We start from the raw sequence: 18130 nt of genomic DNA on the forward strand, positions 1-18130 counted from the left end.
TGCTTTAAGCCCGCTGGGCGGCCGAGTCCAGCCGCATCGGCAGGCCGGCCTTGGCCATATGCGCCTTGGCCTCGGCAATCGTGTAGGTGCCGAAATGGAATATCGAGGCGGCCAGCACTGCACCGGCATGGCCGTCGCGGATGCCTTCGACGAGATGATCGAGCGTTCCGACGCCGCCGGAGGCGATCACCGGCACGCGCACGGCGTCGGCAATCGCCCGCGTAAGTGCAATGTCGTAGCCGGCCTTGGTGCCATCGCGGTCCATCGAGGTCAAAAGGATCTCGCCGGCGCCGCGCTCGACCATGCGCGTGGCGAAGTCGACGGCGTCGATGCCCGTTTTCTCGCGCCCGCCATGGGTGAAGATCTCCCAGCGGTCGGCCTCGCCGGCCGCCGACACCTTCTTTGCGTCGATCGCCACGACGATGCACTGGTTGCCGAACTTGTCGGCCGCTTCCGCGACGAAATCCGGGTTCTTCACCGCCGCGGTGTTGATCGATACCTTGTCGGCGCCGGCCAGAAGCAGCTTGCGGATGTCGGCCACCTGGCGCACGCCGCCGCCGACGGTGAGCGGCATGAAGCACTGCTCGGCCGTCCTGGCGACCACATCGAAGATCGTCTCGCGGTTGTCGGACGATGCGGTGATGTCGAGGAAGCAGAGTTCGTCGGCGCCGGCAGCGTCATAGGCCTTGGCAGCCTCGACCGGGTCGCCGGCATCGACGAGATCGACGAAATTGACGCCCTTGACGACGCGGCCGTTCTTGACGTCCAGACAAGGGATGACGCGCGCCTTGAGCATCACTTCCCCTCCAGCGTCGAGAGCAGGTCGACCACCAGCTCGCCGACCAGCGGCGGCACGTCGCCCTTGGGGTCGAACGCCGGGTCGTAGGCGGAGATGGTGAGGCCGGCGATGCTGAGCGGGCCGGCAAGACCGCACATCGCGCTGCGCACCTGCTCCGGCGCGGGACCGCCAGGCGTGGTGTAGCGGTTGGCCTGCAGCTTCTCGGGATCGTGCACGTCGAGGTCGACATGCATGTGGACCTGGCGTGCGCCGTCGGCCTTCAGTCTTTGCGCCGCGCTCTTCCAATCGGGACATTCGGTCCGGATGATCGGCAGCTTTTCCAGCAGTTCCTTTTCGGCAGCGTCGAGGTCGCGCCCATTGACCAGAACGCAGCGCGCCGGATCGACCGGCTTGAAGCCCGGGATCTGCGCCGCCATCGATCGCCAGCAGAGGCCGAGCACGGTCGCCAGCGCCATGCCGTCGAGAAAGCCCGTTGTGGTGGTTTCCGGCGTGTTGAGGTCGCCATGCTGGTCGGCCCAGATGATAGCGTCGGAGCCGGCACCTGCCACGGCGCCGGCGGCGGTCAGGCAGTTGCCGGCCAGCACGATTGGAAACCGCTTCTTGTCCAGCGCGATGCGGACTTCGCCAGAAACGGCGTTGCAGACGGCAAATCCGGTGCCGATCTCTCGCTCTTCTTCGTCCTCGACCACCTTGCCGATCTCGTTCACCTCGACATCGTGGCCGGCGAGCTTCAGCGCCTCGGCCAGCCCGCCCGAGATCAGCGCGTCCGGACCCTGGCCGCAGCCGCCGTGGAAGTGGCCGCTGTCATAGGATGCCAGGATGATCGAAATGTTCACTGTTCTGCCTCCGCCCGCTCGCCGCGCAGGATCGCCAGCGCCTCGGCCGGGTCGATACGTCCGTCATATAGGGCGCGGCCCGAGATCGCGCCTTCGAGTTTTTGCGCGTCGGGCATGGTCATGCGCACGATATCGGCGATCGAGGCGAGACCGCCGGATGCGATCACGGGAATGGACACCGCCTCGGCGAGGCGGATCGTCGAATCCCAGTTGATGCCGGAAAGCACGCCGTCGCGGTCGATGTCGGTGTAGATGATGGCAGCCACACCCGCGCCCTCGAATTTCTTGGCGAGCTCGATGACGCCGAGCTCGGAAGCCTCGGCCCAGCCTTCGACCGCGACCTTGCCGCCCTTGGCGTCGATGCCGACGGCGATCCTGCCGGGAAAAGCCTTGCAGGCTTGCTTGACCAACTCCGGCTCGCGCACCGCGACCGTGCCGAGGATGACACGGGCGAGGCCGCGATCCAGCCAATCCTCGATCTGCGGCAGGGTGCGGATGCCGCCGCCGAGCTGCACCGGGTTCTTCGTCGCCTTCAGGATGGCGCCAACCGCCGCCGAATTGACGCTCTGGCCCTTGAAGGCGCCGTTGAGGTCGACGACGTGCAGCCACTCGAAGCCCTGGTCCTCGAAGGCCTTGGCTTGGGCTGCGGGATCGTCGTTGTAGATGGTGGCGGTGGCCATGTCGCCGTGCTTCAGGCGCACGCATTGGCCGTCCTTGAGGTCGATCGCTGGAAACAGGATCATGGATCAGGCGCCCTCGACGATGACGAAATGGCCGGTAGAGCTGGCAAGCCTGTATTTCGACGCCTCCTGATACTCCGGCGATTGGTAGCAGGCTACCGCCGTGTCGTAGGAATCGAACTCCACCACCACATGACGATTCCCCGTCGGCGTTTCGGGGTTCTCATAGCGGCCCGCCCGAACGATGAACTTCGCCCCATATTTGGCGAACGCCTTGGCGTTGGCTTCGATGTATTTTTTATAGATTTCCTGGTCGCGCACGTCGATCAGCGCGATCCAATAGCCCTTCTTGCTCATGTCAGGGCCTCCATTTCAGGAAGTTGGTGATCAAGGCCAGGCCGAGCGCCTGGCTCTTCTCGGGATGAAATTGCGTGCCGGCAAGATTGTCGCGTGCCACCGCCGCCGTCACCGCGCCGCCATAGTCGGCGGTCGCCACGATCTCGGCCGGGTTCTTCGCGTCCAGATGATAGGAGTGAACGAAATAGGAATGCAGCCCTTTCGGCCCGGTCTCGATGCCGGAAAACAGCGGGTGCTTGCGTTGGAGCTCGATCGTATTCCAGCCGATCTGCGGGATTTTCAGCGCCGGATCGGAGGGCTGGATCTCCTTGACGTCGCCGGCGATCCAGCCGAGGCCCTTGGTGACGGTCTTTTCAAGGCCGCGTTCCGACATCAGCTGCATGCCGACGCAGATGCCGAGGAAAGGCCGCCCCTTGCGAAGCGCGGCTTCCTCCACCGCCTCCCACATGCCTGCCACCGCGCGCAGGCCGGCGGCGCAATCGGCATAGGCGCCGACGCCCGGCAGAACGATGCGGTCGGCGGAACGCACCCGCTCGGCGTCGGCCGTCAGCTCGATCGTCGCGGCAAGGGCCGCCTCATGCGCGGCGCGCTCGAAGGCCTTGGTGGCCGAGCGCAGATTGCCCGAGCCGTAATCGATGATGGCCACCCGCATGTCAGGGCCTTCCAGGCGTATGGGTCAGGCCGAGCGCCATGCCTGTCTGTGGCGGACGTGCGTGTGATGCACCCGGCACGATGCGCGGCAAGGCCGGCTGGGCCTCGCTCTCCTCGCCGGCTTCCAGCGCATGGCGCGTCTCGGCATCGACGAGATTGCCGGCCTCGACCACGCTCCATTCGCGCCAGCCGCGCCGGCGCAGCGAAGCGATGCGCAGGTTCTGGCCTTCGAAGCCGATATAGAGCGAGACCAGCAGCGACAGCAGCGATCCGGCCGCTTCGAGCCCGAGTCTCTCGCCAGCGACCGACAGGATCGCCATGACGGCGAAGGTCAAGGCCGCCTCGACCCACAGCCGTTGCCAAGCGAGCCAGAGCGGCGCGACCAGGAAACCCAGCCAGGTGAAGCTGTCGCGCACGAAACTTGCGTGCTCGGGGTTGTTGCCGGCCGGCGGCGCCATCACGACATAGATCGCCATAGGGCTATCCTTTCAGGGATCCCTTGGTGGACGGCACCGCATCGGGCTGGCGCGGATCGGGCTCGAGTGCCGCGCGCAAGCTGCGCGCCACCGCCTTGAAGCAGGTTTCGGCGATGTGATGATTGTTGGCGCCGTAATGGTTGGTCACATGCAGCGTGATGCCGGCGTTCTGGGCCAGCGCCTGGAAGAACTCGCGCACCAGCTCGGTGTCGAACGTGCCGATCTTCGGCGACGAGAAGGCCACGTTCCACACCAGGAACGGCCGGCCGGAAACATCGATCGCCGCCCTGGTCAGCGTCTCGTCCATGGCAAGGTCGATCGAGGCATAGCGCATGATGCCGCGCCGCTCGCCCAGCGCCTTGCTCAGCGCATGGCCGATCGCGATGCCGGTGTCCTCGACGGTGTGGTGGTCGTCGATATGCAGGTCGCCCTTGGCCTTGACCGTCATGTCGATCAGCGAGTGCCGGGACAGCTGGTCGAGCATATGGTCGAAGAAGCCGACGCCGGTCGAAATGTCGGATTTTCCCTTGCCGTCGACATGGATCGAGACCGAAATCTCGGTTTCCTTGGTCTTGCGGCTGACTTCGGCCGAACGCGTCATCGCTTTGTCCTTGTTGCCCCGTTCGGAGGCGCCGGGGCTTGAAAACGAAAGCCTTCTATCAGCATGATCCGGCGATTGCCAGTTGCCATTCCGGCCGCTATCGGCCTCGGCCGAGGGGTGGTTTGCAATCGCTGGCCCTATGCATACATATGGCCGATCAAACCTACTCGTACCGCGCCAATCGCCTTTTCAAGGGATAGCGCGAATCGGAGCTCAAGATGTCGAATGAACTCACCATGCACGCCACGACCATCATCAGCGTGCGCAAGGGCAACAAGGTCGTGATCGCCGGCGACGGCCAGGTCAGCCTTGGCCAGACGATCATGAAGGGCAACGCCCGCAAGGTGCGCCGCATCGGCAAGGGCGGCAGCGTCATTGCCGGCTTCGCCGGCGCTACCGCCGACGCCTTCACCTTGCTCGAGCGGCTCGAAGCCAAGCTCGAACAATATCCGGACCAACTGACGCGCGCCTGCGTCGAACTCGCCAAGGACTGGCGGACCGACCGCTATCTGCGTCGCCTGGAGGCCATGATGCTGGTCGCCGACAAGTCGGTGTCGCTGGCGCTGACCGGCAATGGCGACGTGCTGGAGCCCGAGCATGGCGTCATGGCCATCGGCTCCGGCGGCAACTACGCGCTGGCCGCCGCCCGCGCGCTGATCGACACCGACAAGGATGCCGAGGAGATCGCCCGCAAGGCCATGCAGATCGCGTCCGACATCTGCGTCTACACCAACAACAATTTCGTCGTCGAAACGCTCGATGCCGCTTGAGCCGGCCGGCCATGATCCCGAAAAGTGGGAATCGGTTTTTGGACGAGATCATGGTCGAGCAGGAACATAGCTACGATTTTCGGCCGGTCACGGAGAAGGATCTGCCGATGATCGCCCGATGGCTGCGCGAGCCGCATGTCGCTGAGTGGTGGGATGATCCGGACAAGGAGATCGCCGAGATCCGCGAGCATATCGATTCGGTCTCGGTGGAGCCGCTGATCGTCGAGCTGGACGGCAGGCCGATTGCCTATCTGCAGAGCTACGATCCGCATATGGAGGACGACCATCCCTATGCCGACCAGCCCTTCGGCACGCTGGGCATCGACCTCACAATCGGCCCGCCGGAACTGGTCGGGATCGGCCATGGCTCGGCCATCGTGCGCCAGTTCGTCGAGGAGCTGTTCGAGGAAGGCGCGCCGCGCGTCATCATCGATCCGCATCCCGACAATGGCCGCGCCATCCGCGCCTATGAGAAGGCTGGCTTCAGGCCGATCGGCCGCAGGCATTCGCAATATGGGGACGTGGTGCTGATGGCCGTCGATGCGGCCGAGGACGATGAGAATCTGTGGGACTGAAGCAATGACCGCATCCGGAGGGGACAAGACGCTTTCCGCCTACGAAGACAGCTGGCGCATGGGCCTGCTGCTCGTGCTCGCCCTGATCATCTTCCAGGCGGGCGCCTTGTACGGCATGGGGCACCCGCCGATCTGCACCTGCGGCTACGTCAAGCTCTGGCACGGCGTGGTCAACAGCTCGGAAAACTCCCAGCACATCGCCGACTGGTACACTTTCTCGCACATCATCCACGGCTTCCTGTTCTATGCGCTGGCCTGGGCGCTGTTTCCGCGCTCGCCGGTGGGCTTAAGGCTCGCTTTCGCCGTCCTCATCGAAGGCGGCTGGGAGATCCTGGAAAACAGCCCCTTCATCATTGAGCGCTACCGTGCCAGCACCATTTCACTCAACTATTACGGCGACTCAATCATCAACTCGGTGTCCGACACGCTGTTCATGGCGCTGGGATTTGTGATGGCGCGAAAGCTTCCTATATGGGTGATCTTGGCCCTGGCGCTCATCTTCGAGCTCGGCACGGGCTACATCATCAGGGACAATCTGACACTCAACGTGATCATGCTGCTGCATCCGTTCGAGTTTATCAGGCAGTGGCAAAGTGGAATTTGAGTAATATGAGCACCTTTTCTCCCCGCGAAATCGTTTCAGAACTCGACCGCTTCATCATCGGCCAGAAGGACGCCAAGCGCGCCGTGGCGATTGCCTTGCGCAACCGCTGGCGGCGCCAGCAGCTGGAAGGCCAGATGCGCGAAGAGGTGATGCCGAAGAACATCCTGATGATCGGTCCGACCGGCGTCGGCAAGACCGAGATCTCGCGCCGCCTGGCGCGGCTTGCCGGCGCGCCCTTCGTCAAGGTCGAGGCGACCAAATTCACCGAGGTCGGCTATGTCGGCCGCGACGTCGAGCAGATCGTGCGCGACCTCGTCGAGGTCGCCATCGGCCTGACGCGCGAGAAGATGCGCGAGGACGTCGCCGCGCGCGCCCAGATCAACGCCGAGGAGCGCGTGCTGGAAGCCCTTGTCGGCAAGACGGCGAGCCCGGCGACCCGCGACTCCTTCCGCAAGAAGCTGCGCGACGGCGAGCTCGACGACAAGGAGATCGAGATCGAGGTGGCCGACACCGGCAATGGCGGCATGCCGGGCTTCGAGATCCCGGGCATGCCGGGCGCCAATGTCGGCGTGCTCAACATCAATGACATGCTGTCGAAGGCGATGGGCGGCCGCAGGACCAAGACCCGCAAGACGACGGTGCGCGATTCCTACGCGCTGCTCGTCAACGACGAGTCCGACAAGCTGCTCGACCAGGACGAGGTCGTGCGCCGCGCGCTGGAATCGGCCGAGAATGACGGCATCGTCTTCCTCGACGAGATCGACAAGATCGCCGCCAGGAGCGACATTTCGGGCGGGCCCTCGCGCGAAGGCGTGCAGCGCGACCTGCTGCCGCTGGTCGAAGGCACCACCGTCGCGACCAAATATGGGCCGATCAAAACCGACCACATATTGTTCATTGCTTCCGGCGCCTTCCACGTCTCGAAGCCGTCCGACCTGTTGCCCGAGCTGCAGGGGCGCCTGCCGATCCGCGTCGAGCTGCGCGCGCTGGAGAAGTCGGATTTCGTCCGTATCCTGACCGAGACCGAAGCGAGCCTCATCAAGCAGTATATCGCGCTGATGAAGACCGAAGGCGTCGAGCTGACCTTCACCGATGACGCCATCGATTCGCTGGCCGGCATCGCCGTCGAGCTCAACGCCAGCGTCGAAAATATCGGCGCTCGCCGTCTGCAGACGGTGATGGAGCGCGTGCTGGACGAAATCTCCTATGACGCACCCGACCGCCACGGCACGACGGTCGCTATCGATGCCGCCTATGTCGAGAAGCATGTCGGCGACCTGTCGCGCAACACCGACCTGTCGCGGTTCATCCTCTGACATATGAGCTTTGATTTCGGGCTGGCCCTGGGCTGGCCCGAAACACGGGGTGTGGCCAAATGGAAGCATCTGGCCACCATTCTTGGTGGCGGCTCGAAGCCTTCTCTCGACTCCGCGGCGCGCTTTACCTAGTTTGCCGCGCATTCGAAAGCGGCGGCGTATGAAGAAACTTATCCTGCTTTTTCTCGGCATGGCCTTGGCGGCGGCGGTGGCAAACGCTGATGCCGCGACCATCGTACCTCCAGGCAACCGCAACAGCGTGCAGCCGGACATCCCCGGCGCCTCCAGCCGGCGCACCCAGGCCACCAACACCACCTTCCAGGCCAAATACCGCAAGATCTACGCGCTCTTGCAGAACGACGCCGAGTTGCGCGGCAAAATCAGGAAGGTGGCGGCTGCCTACGGCATCGATCCGATGCATATCGTCGGTGCCATTGTCGGCGAGCACACCTACAATGTCGACGCCTACGACCGCCTGCAGACCTATTACGTCAAGGCGATCTCATACCTGTCGAGCAAGCTCTCCTTCGCCTATCATGGCGAGGACATCTCGGATTTCATCCAGCGGCCGGAATTCAAGAAATGCGCCGGCATGGACGACAGCTATGATCTCTGGGAATGCCGCGAGCAGGTCTGGAACCATTCCTTCCGCGGCAAGACCGTCGGCGGCGAGGATTTCCCCAACGACCGCTTCGGCGCCACCTTCTTCCAGCCTTATTATGCCGGCCAGACTTTCGGTCTCGGCCAGTTGAACCCGCTGACCGCGCTGCAGATGAGCGACCTGGTGCACAAGGTCTCCGGCCTGCCGAAGCTCGATGTCGATGACCCCAACGCCGTCTACAAGACCATCATGGATCCGGACCTGACGCTGCCTTACGTCGCCGCGACCATCAAGAAGTCGATCGACGCCTACCGGAGCATCGCGGGCTTCGACATCTCGAAGAATCCGGGCCTGACCGCCACGCTCTACAATGTCGGCAATCCCGAGCAGCGCGCCTACGCGCTGAAGGCCGAAAACGAGAAGCGCCGTGCCGCCGGCCAGCCGGAAAAGCTGCCCGAGGAGAACTATTACGGCTGGCTGGTCAACGACAAGCTGGACGAGCTGAAGGCGCTGTTTTAGCGGACCTCACGCCGCCAGCAGCGATTTCAGCTTGACCGCTTGCGATCCGAGCGCCTCTGGTGCCGGGCTCGCGCGCTTGGCGATCAGCATCTCCGCCAGGCGGATATCACGCGCCACCGCATTGCCGGGGCCGATGCCGCTGGCGGCGACCAGCCTGCCGTCCTGCGCCAAATGGAACAGGATGAAGGCGCCGTCGTCGAGGTCGCGCCGCACGATGCTCTTGCCCTCGTCGGACAGTCCGGCGATCTGCAGGGTGAGCCCGTACTGATCCGACCAGAACCACGGCACGGCCGCATGCGCCTCACCGGCGCCCAGCATGTTCCTGGCGGCCAAGGCGCCCTGTTCCTGCGCATTGCGCCACGCTTCCAGACGCACGCGCCGCCCGCCATAGACGGCGAGCGGGAACGAGCAGCAATCGCCTGCGGCGAAGATATCCGGATCGGCGGTGCGCAAATGCTCATCGACCGCGATGCCGTTGTCGATCGCGAGCCCCGCCTCGGCGGCAAGCGCCGTCACCGGCACGGCGCCGATGCCGATCACCACGAGATCGGCGACGATTTTCTGCCCATCGGCCAGCGTGATGCCGGCTTCCTTGCCGTCATCGGCAATGGCCGCGATCCCCTGGCCGGTGCGGATCGAAACGCCTTCGGCCTCATGCGCCTTGTGGATGATTTCGGCGATCTCGGCCGGCACGCCGCGCATCAGGATGCGGGGCTGCGCCTCGATGACGGTGACGGCGGCGTCGAGCTTGCGCGCCGAAGCGGCAAGCTCGAGCCCGATGAAGCCGCCTCCGATGATGGCGACACGGTTTCCGGCGCTGAGATGAGCGCGAATGGCGAGCGCGTCGTTGAAGGTCCTGAGATAGACGCAGCGGCCTCCAAGGCCCGGCATCGGCAACTGCCGCGGCACGGAGCCGGTCGCCAGCAGCAGCTTGTCGTAGGGAACGGAAGAGCCGTCCGACAGCTGCGCGAGATGCGCGGCGCGATGGATCGCAACAGCCCGGACGGAATGGATATGCCGGATCGCGCGTTCGGCGAAGAGTTCGTCTGTGGCGATCGCCTTGATGGCCGGAGCCTCTCCGGTCATCGCTTCCTTCGACAGCGGTGGCCGCTCATAGGGCAGATGCGGCTCGTCGCCGACCAGCGTCACCGGCCCTTCGAAGCCGAGGTCGCGCAGGGCGAGCGCGGCCCGTCCGCCGCACTCGCCCGCTCCGATGATCACCATCCCCGCCATGCCCGTCATCCGATCCGGATCAGCACTTTTCCGGCATCGACCTTGACCGGATAGGTCTTCAGGTTGACGCAGACCGGCGCGCCGCGCGCGTCGCCGGTCTTGTAGTTGAAGCGGCCATTGTGCTTGGGGCATTCGATGATGTCGTCCATCACCAGCCCGTCGGCCAGATGCACCTTTTCATGCGTGCACAGGCCGTCGGTCGCGAAATACTCGTCGTCCGGGCTGCGGTAGATGGCGAAGGTGCGGCCGGCATGGTCGAACCGCATCACATCCTCCTCATCGATATCTCCGGCCGCACAGGCCTCGACCCAGTCGCTCATCTCGTCCTCCTGAAATTCATGGTCGTGGTCGGGCCGCTCACTCGGCCGCTGCCGCCACCGTATTGTCGTTGTGCAGTTCTTCCCGGTAGGGCTTCGCCGTCGGCGGCAGCGCGCGCTTGAGGAAATAATCCTCGTTGCGCAGCTGGCGCAGAAAGGCCGGGATCATCTCGCGATAGCCGGCAAGGATCGAAGGCGTGGGGGCCGGCAGGTCGTGCTTGATCATCTCATGCAGCCTGGGCAGCGCGTGATAGGGCACCATCGGGAACATGTGGTGCTCCACATGGTAGTTCATGTTCCAGTAGATGAACCGGCTGATCGGATTCATGTAGACGGTGCGGCTGTTGAGCCGATGGTCGATGACATTGTCGGCGAGGCCGCCATGTTGCAGCAGGCCGGTCATGACGTGATGCCAGGCGCCATAGAGGCGGGGCAGGCCGATCAGCATCAGCGGCAGCCAGGAATGCAGGTAGAGGGCCAGGGCGACGGTAGCGAGATAGATGGCGAGCCAGATGCGGGCCACGCGGATCGCCTTCGGCTGCTCCTGCTCGGGAATGAAGGTTTTTTCCGCCGCGCTGATGACACCGGCGGCATTACGCACCATGTCGATCATCGCGTGCCATGCGTCGAGAATGCCGAAGAAGTTGAGCACCACGCGCAGCAGGTCCGGCGGCCGCATGACGGCGATTTCCGGGTCGCGGCCGACGATGATCGTGTCGGTGTGGTGGCGCGTATGGCTCCAGCGCCAGGTCACCGGGTTGCGCATGATCATGAAGCAGGCGAGCTGGTAGACGGCATCGTTCATCCATTGCGTGCGGAAGGCAGTGCCATGGCCGCACTCATGCCAGCGGGAATCGGTCGAGGAACCGTAGAGCGTGCCGTAGACGAAGAAGAACGGCACGCACCACCAGCTGCCCCAGAACCAGATGCCGCCCGCGGCGCTGACGACGAAAGCGGCCAGCCAGATGATAGTGTCGCGGATCGCCGGCTGGTCGGAGCGCTGCATCAGCTCCTTCATCTGCTTGCGCGGGATCTCGGTGTGGTACCACTCGGCCGCGGCCAGCCCGTTCTCGAGCGCGAGCCTGGCGTCTCGCCCGGTCAGGCTGTAGTCGCGCGGCGACGCCGCCGAAGACGTGATTGCCGTCATTGGAGTTCCTCCGCCAGCGCTTGGCGAGCCTCCCCGACCATGCAGGGGCCGCGCATCGCTGAGTTTCGACTTCAGCATAGCCGCAAGGTCTGATAGTCTCAACATCAGAAAGATAGTTTCTATCATTTCCTATCAGAATGAGATATCCTGAGTCGGATATACGGAGTCGGGCAAGCGAGGAAGCGTTCATGGCAAAGCGGCCGACCATTACCGATCTCGCGCGCGTCTCCGGCGTCAGCGTCGCCACGGTCGACAGGGTGCTGAACAGCCGCCTGCCGGTGCGCGAGGAGACGGCGCGCCGGGTTTACGACGCCGCCACCGAGATCGGCTATCACGCGGCGGGGCTGATCAAGCAACGCATGCGCCAGGAATTGCCGGAATACCGGCTCGGCTTCCTGCTGCTCAGGGGCAATGATGTCTTCTATGGCGATTTCGCCCGCGAACTCGAACTGGCGGTTGCGCAGTCGCAGCGTTTCCGCGGCGTTGCAACCGTCGAGTTCGCCACGTCCTTGGCGCCGGATGAGATCGCCGCCCAGATGCGCAAACTGGCGGCCAAGTCGAGAGCCATCGCCGTTGTCGGCCCGGACCATCCCAACCTTACGGCGGTCGTCGAGGCGCTGAAGGCGAGGGGCCAGCCGGTCTTCTCGCTGCTGTCGGATTTTGCCGCCGGCATCCGCGAGGGCTATGTCGGGCTCGACAACCGCAAGGTCGGGCGCAGCGCGGCCTGGATGATCGCCAAGGCCGCCAGGAAGCCGGGCAAGGTCGCGCTGTTCGTCGGCAGCCATCGCTTCCACGGTCATGAGCTGCGCGAGATCGGCTTCCGCTCATTCTTTCGCGAGCATGCGCCGGACTTCACCGTGATGGAGACACTGGTCAACCTCGAGGCCAATGACGTGACGCATGACGCCATGCTCGACCTTCTGGCGCGCCATCCCGATCTTGCCGGCTGCTATGTCGCCGGCGGCGGCATGGAAGGCGCGGTCTCGGCGCTGCGGACGGCGCGCCCGGCCGAGATGCCGGTCGTTATCTGCAACGAGATCAACGCCGTCTCGCGCGCCGCACTTGCCGACAACATCCTCACCATGGTGATCTCAACGCCGCTCGCCGCACTTTGCCGGGAGCTCGTCGGGCTGATGGCCCATGCCATCGAAAGCGGCGCCGCTAACGCGCCCGGGCAGACCTTCCTGCCCTTCGACATCTATCTGCCGGAAAACATCTAGGCCCAAGAGCGATGGCGTCGCCATGAAAGAATCCATCAGCCTGATGGATTCTTTCACGATGGTTTGCTTCGATTCGGGCTAAGGTTTCGACGATCGTGGTCCTCGTCACGCCGATAGTGATCGAAAAACCGGCCGTCCCGGTCGGAATCGCCCTTGACGTTTCCAAAACGAAATGGAATAAATATTTCACTAACTAGGCTTTTTGGTTCTTTCGTTCCGGAACATCTGTTCGAACGGAGGACGAGGCGCCCCAATCGAATTGGCGACGCCGCATGGCCGCAGGGAGAGATTCCCCGGGCAAACCGGGGATTCCGGTTCAATGGGTGCAGCCGGACACCAAGTGGAGGAGAATAAAATGAAGAAACTTCTTTTGGGCGTCGCGCTTTCGGCGCTGATGTGTTCATCCGCCTTCGCCGCCAAGATCGGCGTTTCGATGGCTCTTTTCGACGACAACTTCCTCACCGTGCTGCGCAACGGCATGATCGCGCAGGCCAAGGGCATGGACGGCGTCGAGCTGCAGGTCGAAGACGCGCAGAACGACGTCGCCAAGCAGCTCGACCAAATCAAGAACTTCGCCGCCTCTGGCGTCGACGCCATCATCGTCAACCCGGTCGACACCTCGGCCACCCAGGCGATGTCGGACGCGGCCGCCGCGGCCAAGATTCCGCTGGTCTATGTCAACCGCGAACCGATCAACGTCGACAAGCTCCCCGACAACCAGGCTTTCGTCGCTTCGAACGAGGCCGAATCCGGCACGCTCGAGACCAAGGAAGTCTGCCGCCTGTTCAAGGAAGCTGGCAAGAAGGAAGCCAACGTCTATGTGATCATGGGCGAGCTCTCGAACCAGGCCGCGGTGCAGCGTACCAAGGACATCGACGAAGTGATCGCCACGCCGGACTGCAACTTCATCAAGATCATCGACAAGCAGACCTCGAACTGGAAGCGCGACGAGGCGCAGAACCTGATGACCAACTGGCTGTCGTCGGGCAAGGCGTTCGACGGCGTGATCGCCAACAATGACGAAAGCGCCATCGGCGCCATCCAGGCGATGAAGGCCGCCAATATCGACATGAAGTCGGTGGTCGTCGGCGGCGTCGACGCCACCCAGGACGCGCTGGCCGCCATGCAGGCGGGCGATCTCGACGTAACCGTCTTCCAGGATGCGGCCGGCCAGGGCGCCGGCGCGCTCGACGCCGCGCTGAAGCTCGCCAAGGGCGAAAAGGTGGAACACAAGGTCTACATCCCGTTCCAGCTCGTCACCCCGGCGAACATCGACAAGTTCTTGAAGAAGAACTGAGACGCGCCCGCGCAATTCCGGGAAACCGTGCTCGGTCTCGGCATGGAATTGCGCGAAGACAACCGCGGAGTGGTGCCGCGACGCATCGGACTGGCTGAAGTCGGCTGCTGATCAAGCGGCGCCGCTCCTCTCCCCTCCCGCCCGGCCGGGCGGGAGAACGGGCGCGGTCATTCGGAGGAAGAAGACGTGTCACAGACATCGCATGGCATTGGCGGGCTGAGCTACGACGCCAAGAAGCGCCCATGGCCGGCCGAGTTCAACGTGTTCCTGGCGCTGGTCATCCTGGTCGGCGCCTTCGAGCTGATCGGCCGCGTCTTCCTCGGCGACAGCTTCCTGTTCAACACCCGCGAGAATGTTTCCGGGCTCTTCAACGAGCAGCGCCTGCAGATCATCATCCTGCAGGTCTCGATCGTCGGCATCATCGCCATCGGCGTCACCCAGGTCATCATCTGCGGCGGCATCGACCTGTCCTCCGGCTCGATCGTCGGCGCCACCGCCATGATCGCCATGAGTTTCGCCCAGGTTGCGACCGTCAACGGCAATCCCAACCCCAAGGCGATGTTCATCAACTATGGCTGGACCGACCTGCCGGTCATCGTGCCGCTGCTGGTCGCGATCGGCTGCGGCCTGATCGCCGGCCTGATCAATGGCCTTTTGATCGCCTACACCCGCATTCCGCCCTTCATCGCCACGCTCGGCATGATGGTCACCGCCCGCGGCATCGCCAAATGGTGGTCGAAGGGCCAGCCGATCTCGTTCCCGACCGACAGTTTCGCCGCCATCGGCAAGGGCCTGATGCCCGTCATCATCTTCATCTCGCTGGCGATCCTGTTCCAGCTCATCCTGACCTACACGAAATACGGCAAGCACTGCTATGCCATCGGCTCCAACGAGGATGCCGCGCGCATGTCCGGCATCAAGATCGCCAACCACAAGGTGCTGGTCTATGCGATCGCCGGCATACTGGCCGCGATCGCCGCCGTGGTGCTGTCCTCCAAGAACCTCACCGCCCAGGCCGGCATGGGCGTCATGTACGAGCTCGACGCCATCGCCATGGCGGTCATCGGCGGCGTCTCGCTGTCGGGCGGCCGCGGCTCGATCATCGGCACCGTCATCGGCTCGCTGATCTTCGGCGTCATCATTTCCGGCTTCACCTTCCTGCGCCTCGACGCCTATTATCAGGAGATGGTCAAGGGGGTGATCATCGTCGGCGCGGTCGTTCTCGATCAATGGCGCCAGCGCCGCCGCGCGATAGGAGCTTGACCATGTCCGACATCGTCCTGAAGACCGAAAACCTCACCAAGCACTATGGCGGCGTGCACGCGCTGCAGGAGGCGAATTTCGAGCTGCGCAAGGGCGAGCATGTCGCCATCATGGGCGACAACGGCGCCGGCAAGTCGACCTTCGTGCGCCAGATCACCGGCGTGGAGCAGCGCACTAGCGGCAAGATCTGGTTCGACGGCAAGGAAGTGAACTTCGCCGGCCCGATCGAGGCGCGCGAGGCCGGCATCGAGACCGTGTTCCAGAACCTCGCTCTGGCCGACGACCTCGACGTGCCGTCGAACCTGTTCCTCGGCCGCGAGAAGGTGCTGTTCAACCTCGGCCCCTTCTCGATCCTAGACCGCAAGGCGATGCGCAAGGCCACGGAGGCAGCACTTGTCCGCACGGCGGTGAAGATCCCGAACCTCTCCAGCACCATCCGCCACATGTCGGGCGGCCAGCGCCAGTGCGTGGCCATCGCCAGGACGGCGACCTTTGCCTCCAAGCTGATCATCATGGACGAGCCGACGGCCGCACTCGGCGTCCAGGAGACCGCGCAGGTCGAAAACATCATCCGCACGCTGAAGGAGAACGGCGAGCCGCTGATCCTGGTCAGCCACAACATGCGCCAGGTGTTTGACCTGGTCGACCGCATCGTCGTCTTCCGCCGCGGCCGCATCGTCGCCAATCTCCGCAAGCAGGACACCGACGGCAACGACATCGTCGCCTACATCACCGGCGCCAAGACCGGACAGGCCGAACTCCAGGCCGCCTGACTGGCGCCACGACGGGACCAGACCAAATCGTCCGCGCCGGAAGGTGCGGATATGCCTACAAACCCACCCCTCGAAGGACATTTCATGACACTCCGCTTCGCTCTTCTCGGCGCCGGCCGTATCGGCAAGGTGCATGCCCGCGCCGTCGCCTCCAACCCGCAGGCCAGGCTGGTGGCCGTGGCCGACGCCTTTGAGAAGGCGGCGACGGAGCTGGCCTCCGCCTATGGCGCTGAAGTCCGCACCATCGACGCCATCGAGCAGGCGAAGGACATCGACGCCGTCATCATCTGCACCCCCACCGACACCCATGCCGACCTCATCGAGCGCTTCGCCAAGGCTGGCAAGGCGATCTTCTGCGAGAAGCCGATCGATCTCGACGTCAAGCGCGTCGAGCAGTGCCTGGCCGTGGTCGAGAAGACCAATGCCACGCTGATGGTCGGCTTCAACCGCCGCTTCGATCCGCATTTCGCCGCCGTGCGCAAGGCGATCGACGACGGCGCCATCGGCGATGTCGAGATGGTCACCATCACGTCCCGCGATCCGGGCGCTCCGCCGCTCGATTACATCGCCCGTTCCGGCGGCATTTTTCGCGACATGACCATCCACGACTTCGACATGGCGCGCTTCCTGCTGGGTGAAGAACCTGTTGCCGTCAGCGCCCATGCCTCGGTGCTCGTGGATAAAAAAATCGGCGAAGCCGGCGATTTCGACTCCGTCAGCGTCATTCTCGAAACCGCCTCCGGCAAGCAGGCCGTCATCTCCAACTCGCGCCGCGCCACCTATGGCTACGATCAGCGCATCGAGGTGCATGGCTCCAAGGGCATGGTCGCGGCCGAAAACCAGCGGCCGGTTTCGATCGAGCTCGCCAACGACAAGGGCTACACCCGTCCGCCGCTGCACGATTTCTTCATGACCCGCTACATCGACGCCTACGCCAACGAGATCGCGTCCTTTATCGCCGCGGCAACCGCGGGCAAGAAGGCGGCGCCGAGCGGCAAGGATGGATTGATTGCGCTGAGGCTGGCCGACGCCGCCTTGCAGTCGGCGAAGACGGGCAAGACCGTCCGCATCGATTGAACGTTGAACTCGATTAGAGGAGCAGAGCGATGAACGGTTTGGCCGGTCGCAATTCAGAAACGCGCGCCATCGTCACCGGCGGTGCGCAGGGCATCGGCTTCGCGGTCGCCGAAGCCTTGGCCGACGAGGGCTGTCGCGCGCTGGCGCTGATCGGCCGCTCACAGGAGAAGGGCGACAAGGCCGTCGCAGCACTCAAGAAGAACGGCGTCGACGCGATCTTCATCAGCGCCGATGTCGCCAAGGTTGCCGACTGCAAGCGCGCCGTCGAGACCGCGATTAAGCATTTCGGAACGCTCAGCGCGCTGGTCAATGCCGCCGCCACGTCCGCGCGGGGATCGTTGGTGGAGACCACCGAGGAGCTCTTCGACCAGATATTCGACACCAATGTACGCGGCCCCTTCTTCCTGATGCAGGGCCTGGTCGCGCATCTTCTGGAGCGCAAGGCGCCGGGCTCGATCGTCAACGTGCTGTCGATGTCGGCGCATGCCGGCCAGTCCTTCCTCACGCCCTATTCGACCAGCAAGGGCGCGCTGATGACGCTGACCAAAAATGTCGCGAGCGCCTACCGGAAGAACCGCATCCGCTGCAATGCCGTGCTGCCCGGCTGGATGGACACCGAAGGCGAGGCGATCGTGCAGAAGAAGTGGCACGACGCGCCGGACGACTGGCTGGAAAAGGCCGAGGCTGCACAGCCCATGGGCCAGTTGGTGAAACCCGCTCAGCTTGCCCGGCTGATCACCTATATGCTGAGCCCTCAAGCCGGCGTTATGACGGGTTCGCTGGTCGACTATGACCAGAACATTGCCGGCGTGATCGGCGAGTAAGCAATTCCAGGAAAAGTGTGAAGCGGTTTTCCGTCCGGAATTGCGTCAGAGAATGAGAGAGTGACAAGCGCCCGCACATCGATTATATGAGCCGCATGATCCACCTGACCGCCTCGTTTTGGTACTTTTATTACAGCTCGCTGGCGGCGGGAGGATTGCGCTCGATCTGAAAATTCCAGATCAAAATCCGACAA

The 18130-nt window shown here is 63.9% G+C and carries 21 protein-coding genes; 11 read left to right on the plus strand and 10 right to left on the minus strand.

The window, feature by feature from the left end:
- Positions 1–4: 4 nt before the first annotated feature.
- Genes hisF through hisB form a run of 7 tightly spaced genes read right to left on the minus strand, consistent with a single transcriptional unit; the run spans position 5 to position 4400 of the window.
- Entirely contained in the window at positions 5–799 is a 795-nt protein-coding gene (gene hisF, locus ACVMIM_RS04960) for an imidazole glycerol phosphate synthase subunit HisF (RefSeq protein WP_476110827.1), read from the minus strand.
- Entirely contained in the window at positions 796–1635 is an 840-nt protein-coding gene (locus ACVMIM_RS04965; protein ID WP_041000027.1) for an arginase family protein, read from the minus strand. The genes hisF and ACVMIM_RS04965 overlap by 4 nt, the downstream gene beginning before the upstream one ends.
- Positions 1632–2378 (minus strand): 1-(5-phosphoribosyl)-5-[(5-phosphoribosylamino)methylideneamino]imidazole-4-carboxamide isomerase, encoded by a 747-nt coding sequence (hisA, locus tag ACVMIM_RS04970; protein ID WP_041000026.1) that lies wholly within the window; start codon positions 2376–2378, stop codon positions 1632–1634. The genes ACVMIM_RS04965 and hisA overlap by 4 nt, the downstream gene beginning before the upstream one ends.
- Positions 2379–2381: 3 nt before the next feature.
- Positions 2382–2672 carry a DUF1330 domain-containing protein gene (locus ACVMIM_RS04975; protein ID WP_476110830.1) on the minus strand — a complete coding sequence of 97 codons (291 nt, stop codon included), beginning with the start codon at positions 2670–2672 and terminating at the stop codon, positions 2382–2384.
- A gap of 1 nt (position 2673) precedes the next feature.
- Positions 2674–3324 (minus strand): imidazole glycerol phosphate synthase subunit HisH, encoded by a 651-nt coding sequence (hisH, locus tag ACVMIM_RS04980; RefSeq protein ID WP_476110832.1) that lies wholly within the window; start codon positions 3322–3324, stop codon positions 2674–2676.
- A gap of 1 nt (position 3325) precedes the next feature.
- On the minus strand, positions 3326–3799 hold the full coding sequence (locus tag ACVMIM_RS04985) for a DUF2628 domain-containing protein (protein WP_476110834.1): 474 nt from the start codon (positions 3797–3799) through the stop codon (positions 3326–3328).
- A gap of 4 nt (positions 3800–3803) precedes the next feature.
- A complete protein-coding gene (gene hisB, locus ACVMIM_RS04990) occupies positions 3804–4400 on the minus strand; it encodes an imidazoleglycerol-phosphate dehydratase HisB (RefSeq protein ID WP_476110835.1) in 597 nt (198 codons plus the stop codon).
- Between the two features lie 218 nt (positions 4401–4618).
- Between hisB and hslV the strand changes: the two genes are divergently transcribed.
- From hslV to ACVMIM_RS05015, 5 genes are all read left to right on the plus strand, one after another.
- Positions 4619–5170 carry an ATP-dependent protease subunit HslV gene (gene hslV, locus ACVMIM_RS04995; protein WP_040986886.1) on the plus strand — a complete coding sequence of 184 codons (552 nt, stop codon included), beginning with the start codon at positions 4619–4621 and terminating at the stop codon, positions 5168–5170.
- Between the two features lie 50 nt (positions 5171–5220).
- A complete protein-coding gene (locus tag ACVMIM_RS05000) occupies positions 5221–5745 on the plus strand; it encodes a GNAT family N-acetyltransferase (RefSeq protein ID WP_476117101.1) in 525 nt (174 codons plus the stop codon).
- A 4-nt stretch (positions 5746–5749) separates the two neighbouring features.
- A complete protein-coding gene (locus ACVMIM_RS05005) occupies positions 5750–6349 on the plus strand; it encodes a DUF2585 domain-containing protein (protein ID WP_476110837.1) in 600 nt (199 codons plus the stop codon).
- A gap of 5 nt (positions 6350–6354) precedes the next feature.
- The gene (gene hslU, locus ACVMIM_RS05010) at positions 6355–7665 is read left to right on the plus strand and encodes an ATP-dependent protease ATPase subunit HslU (RefSeq protein ID WP_278051116.1); all 1311 of its coding nucleotides are present in this window, start codon (positions 6355–6357) and stop codon (positions 7663–7665) included.
- Positions 7666–7750: 85 nt separating this feature from the next.
- On the plus strand, positions 7751–8785 hold the full coding sequence (locus ACVMIM_RS05015) for a DUF1402 family protein (RefSeq protein ID WP_476110838.1): 1035 nt from the start codon (positions 7751–7753) through the stop codon (positions 8783–8785).
- Positions 8786–8791: 6 nt separating this feature from the next.
- Here ACVMIM_RS05015 and ACVMIM_RS05020 read toward each other — a convergent pair whose 3' ends face one another.
- The 3 genes from ACVMIM_RS05020 to ACVMIM_RS05030 are packed head-to-tail and all read right to left on the minus strand — an operon-like array spanning position 8792 to position 11482.
- Positions 8792–10027, minus strand: coding sequence for an NAD(P)/FAD-dependent oxidoreductase (locus tag ACVMIM_RS05020; protein ID WP_476110840.1), 1236 nt, complete (start codon positions 10025–10027; stop codon positions 8792–8794).
- Complete coding sequence (locus tag ACVMIM_RS05025; protein ID WP_140658747.1) at positions 10024–10338, minus strand: MocE family 2Fe-2S type ferredoxin; 315 nt, start codon at positions 10336–10338, stop codon at positions 10024–10026. Before ACVMIM_RS05025 ends, ACVMIM_RS05020 begins: the two co-directional genes overlap by 4 nt.
- A 37-nt stretch (positions 10339–10375) precedes the next feature.
- On the minus strand, positions 10376–11482 hold the full coding sequence (locus ACVMIM_RS05030) for a fatty acid desaturase family protein (RefSeq protein ID WP_476110842.1): 1107 nt from the start codon (positions 11480–11482) through the stop codon (positions 10376–10378).
- 188 nt (positions 11483–11670) lie between these two features.
- Between ACVMIM_RS05030 and ACVMIM_RS05035 the strand changes: the two genes are divergently transcribed.
- The 6 genes from ACVMIM_RS05035 (at position 11671) to ACVMIM_RS05060 (ending at position 17936) form a co-directional block, all read left to right on the plus strand.
- Positions 11671–12702, plus strand: coding sequence for a LacI family DNA-binding transcriptional regulator (locus ACVMIM_RS05035; protein ID WP_476110844.1), 1032 nt, complete (start codon positions 11671–11673; stop codon positions 12700–12702).
- A gap of 355 nt (positions 12703–13057) precedes the next feature.
- Positions 13058–13999, plus strand: a complete 942-nt coding sequence (locus tag ACVMIM_RS05040; protein WP_041000013.1) for a sugar ABC transporter substrate-binding protein — start codon at positions 13058–13060, stop codon at positions 13997–13999.
- A gap of 186 nt (positions 14000–14185) precedes the next feature.
- Complete coding sequence (locus ACVMIM_RS05045; RefSeq protein ID WP_041000012.1) at positions 14186–15262, plus strand: ABC transporter permease; 1077 nt, start codon at positions 14186–14188, stop codon at positions 15260–15262.
- A 2-nt stretch (positions 15263–15264) separates the two neighbouring features.
- A complete protein-coding gene (locus tag ACVMIM_RS05050; RefSeq protein ID WP_042637543.1) occupies positions 15265–16035 on the plus strand; it encodes an ATP-binding cassette domain-containing protein in 771 nt (256 codons plus the stop codon).
- 84 nt (positions 16036–16119) lie between these two features.
- Positions 16120–17112: an inositol 2-dehydrogenase gene (iolG, locus tag ACVMIM_RS05055; RefSeq protein WP_278051106.1), complete on the plus strand. Its 993-nt coding sequence runs from the start codon at positions 16120–16122 to the stop codon at positions 17110–17112.
- Between the two features lie 29 nt (positions 17113–17141).
- Entirely contained in the window at positions 17142–17936 is a 795-nt protein-coding gene (locus ACVMIM_RS05060) for an SDR family oxidoreductase (RefSeq protein WP_476110847.1), read from the plus strand.
- Positions 17937–18130: the final 194 nt, after the last annotated feature.

The sequence above is a fragment of the Mesorhizobium sp. USDA 4413 genome, from assembly GCF_056280365.1.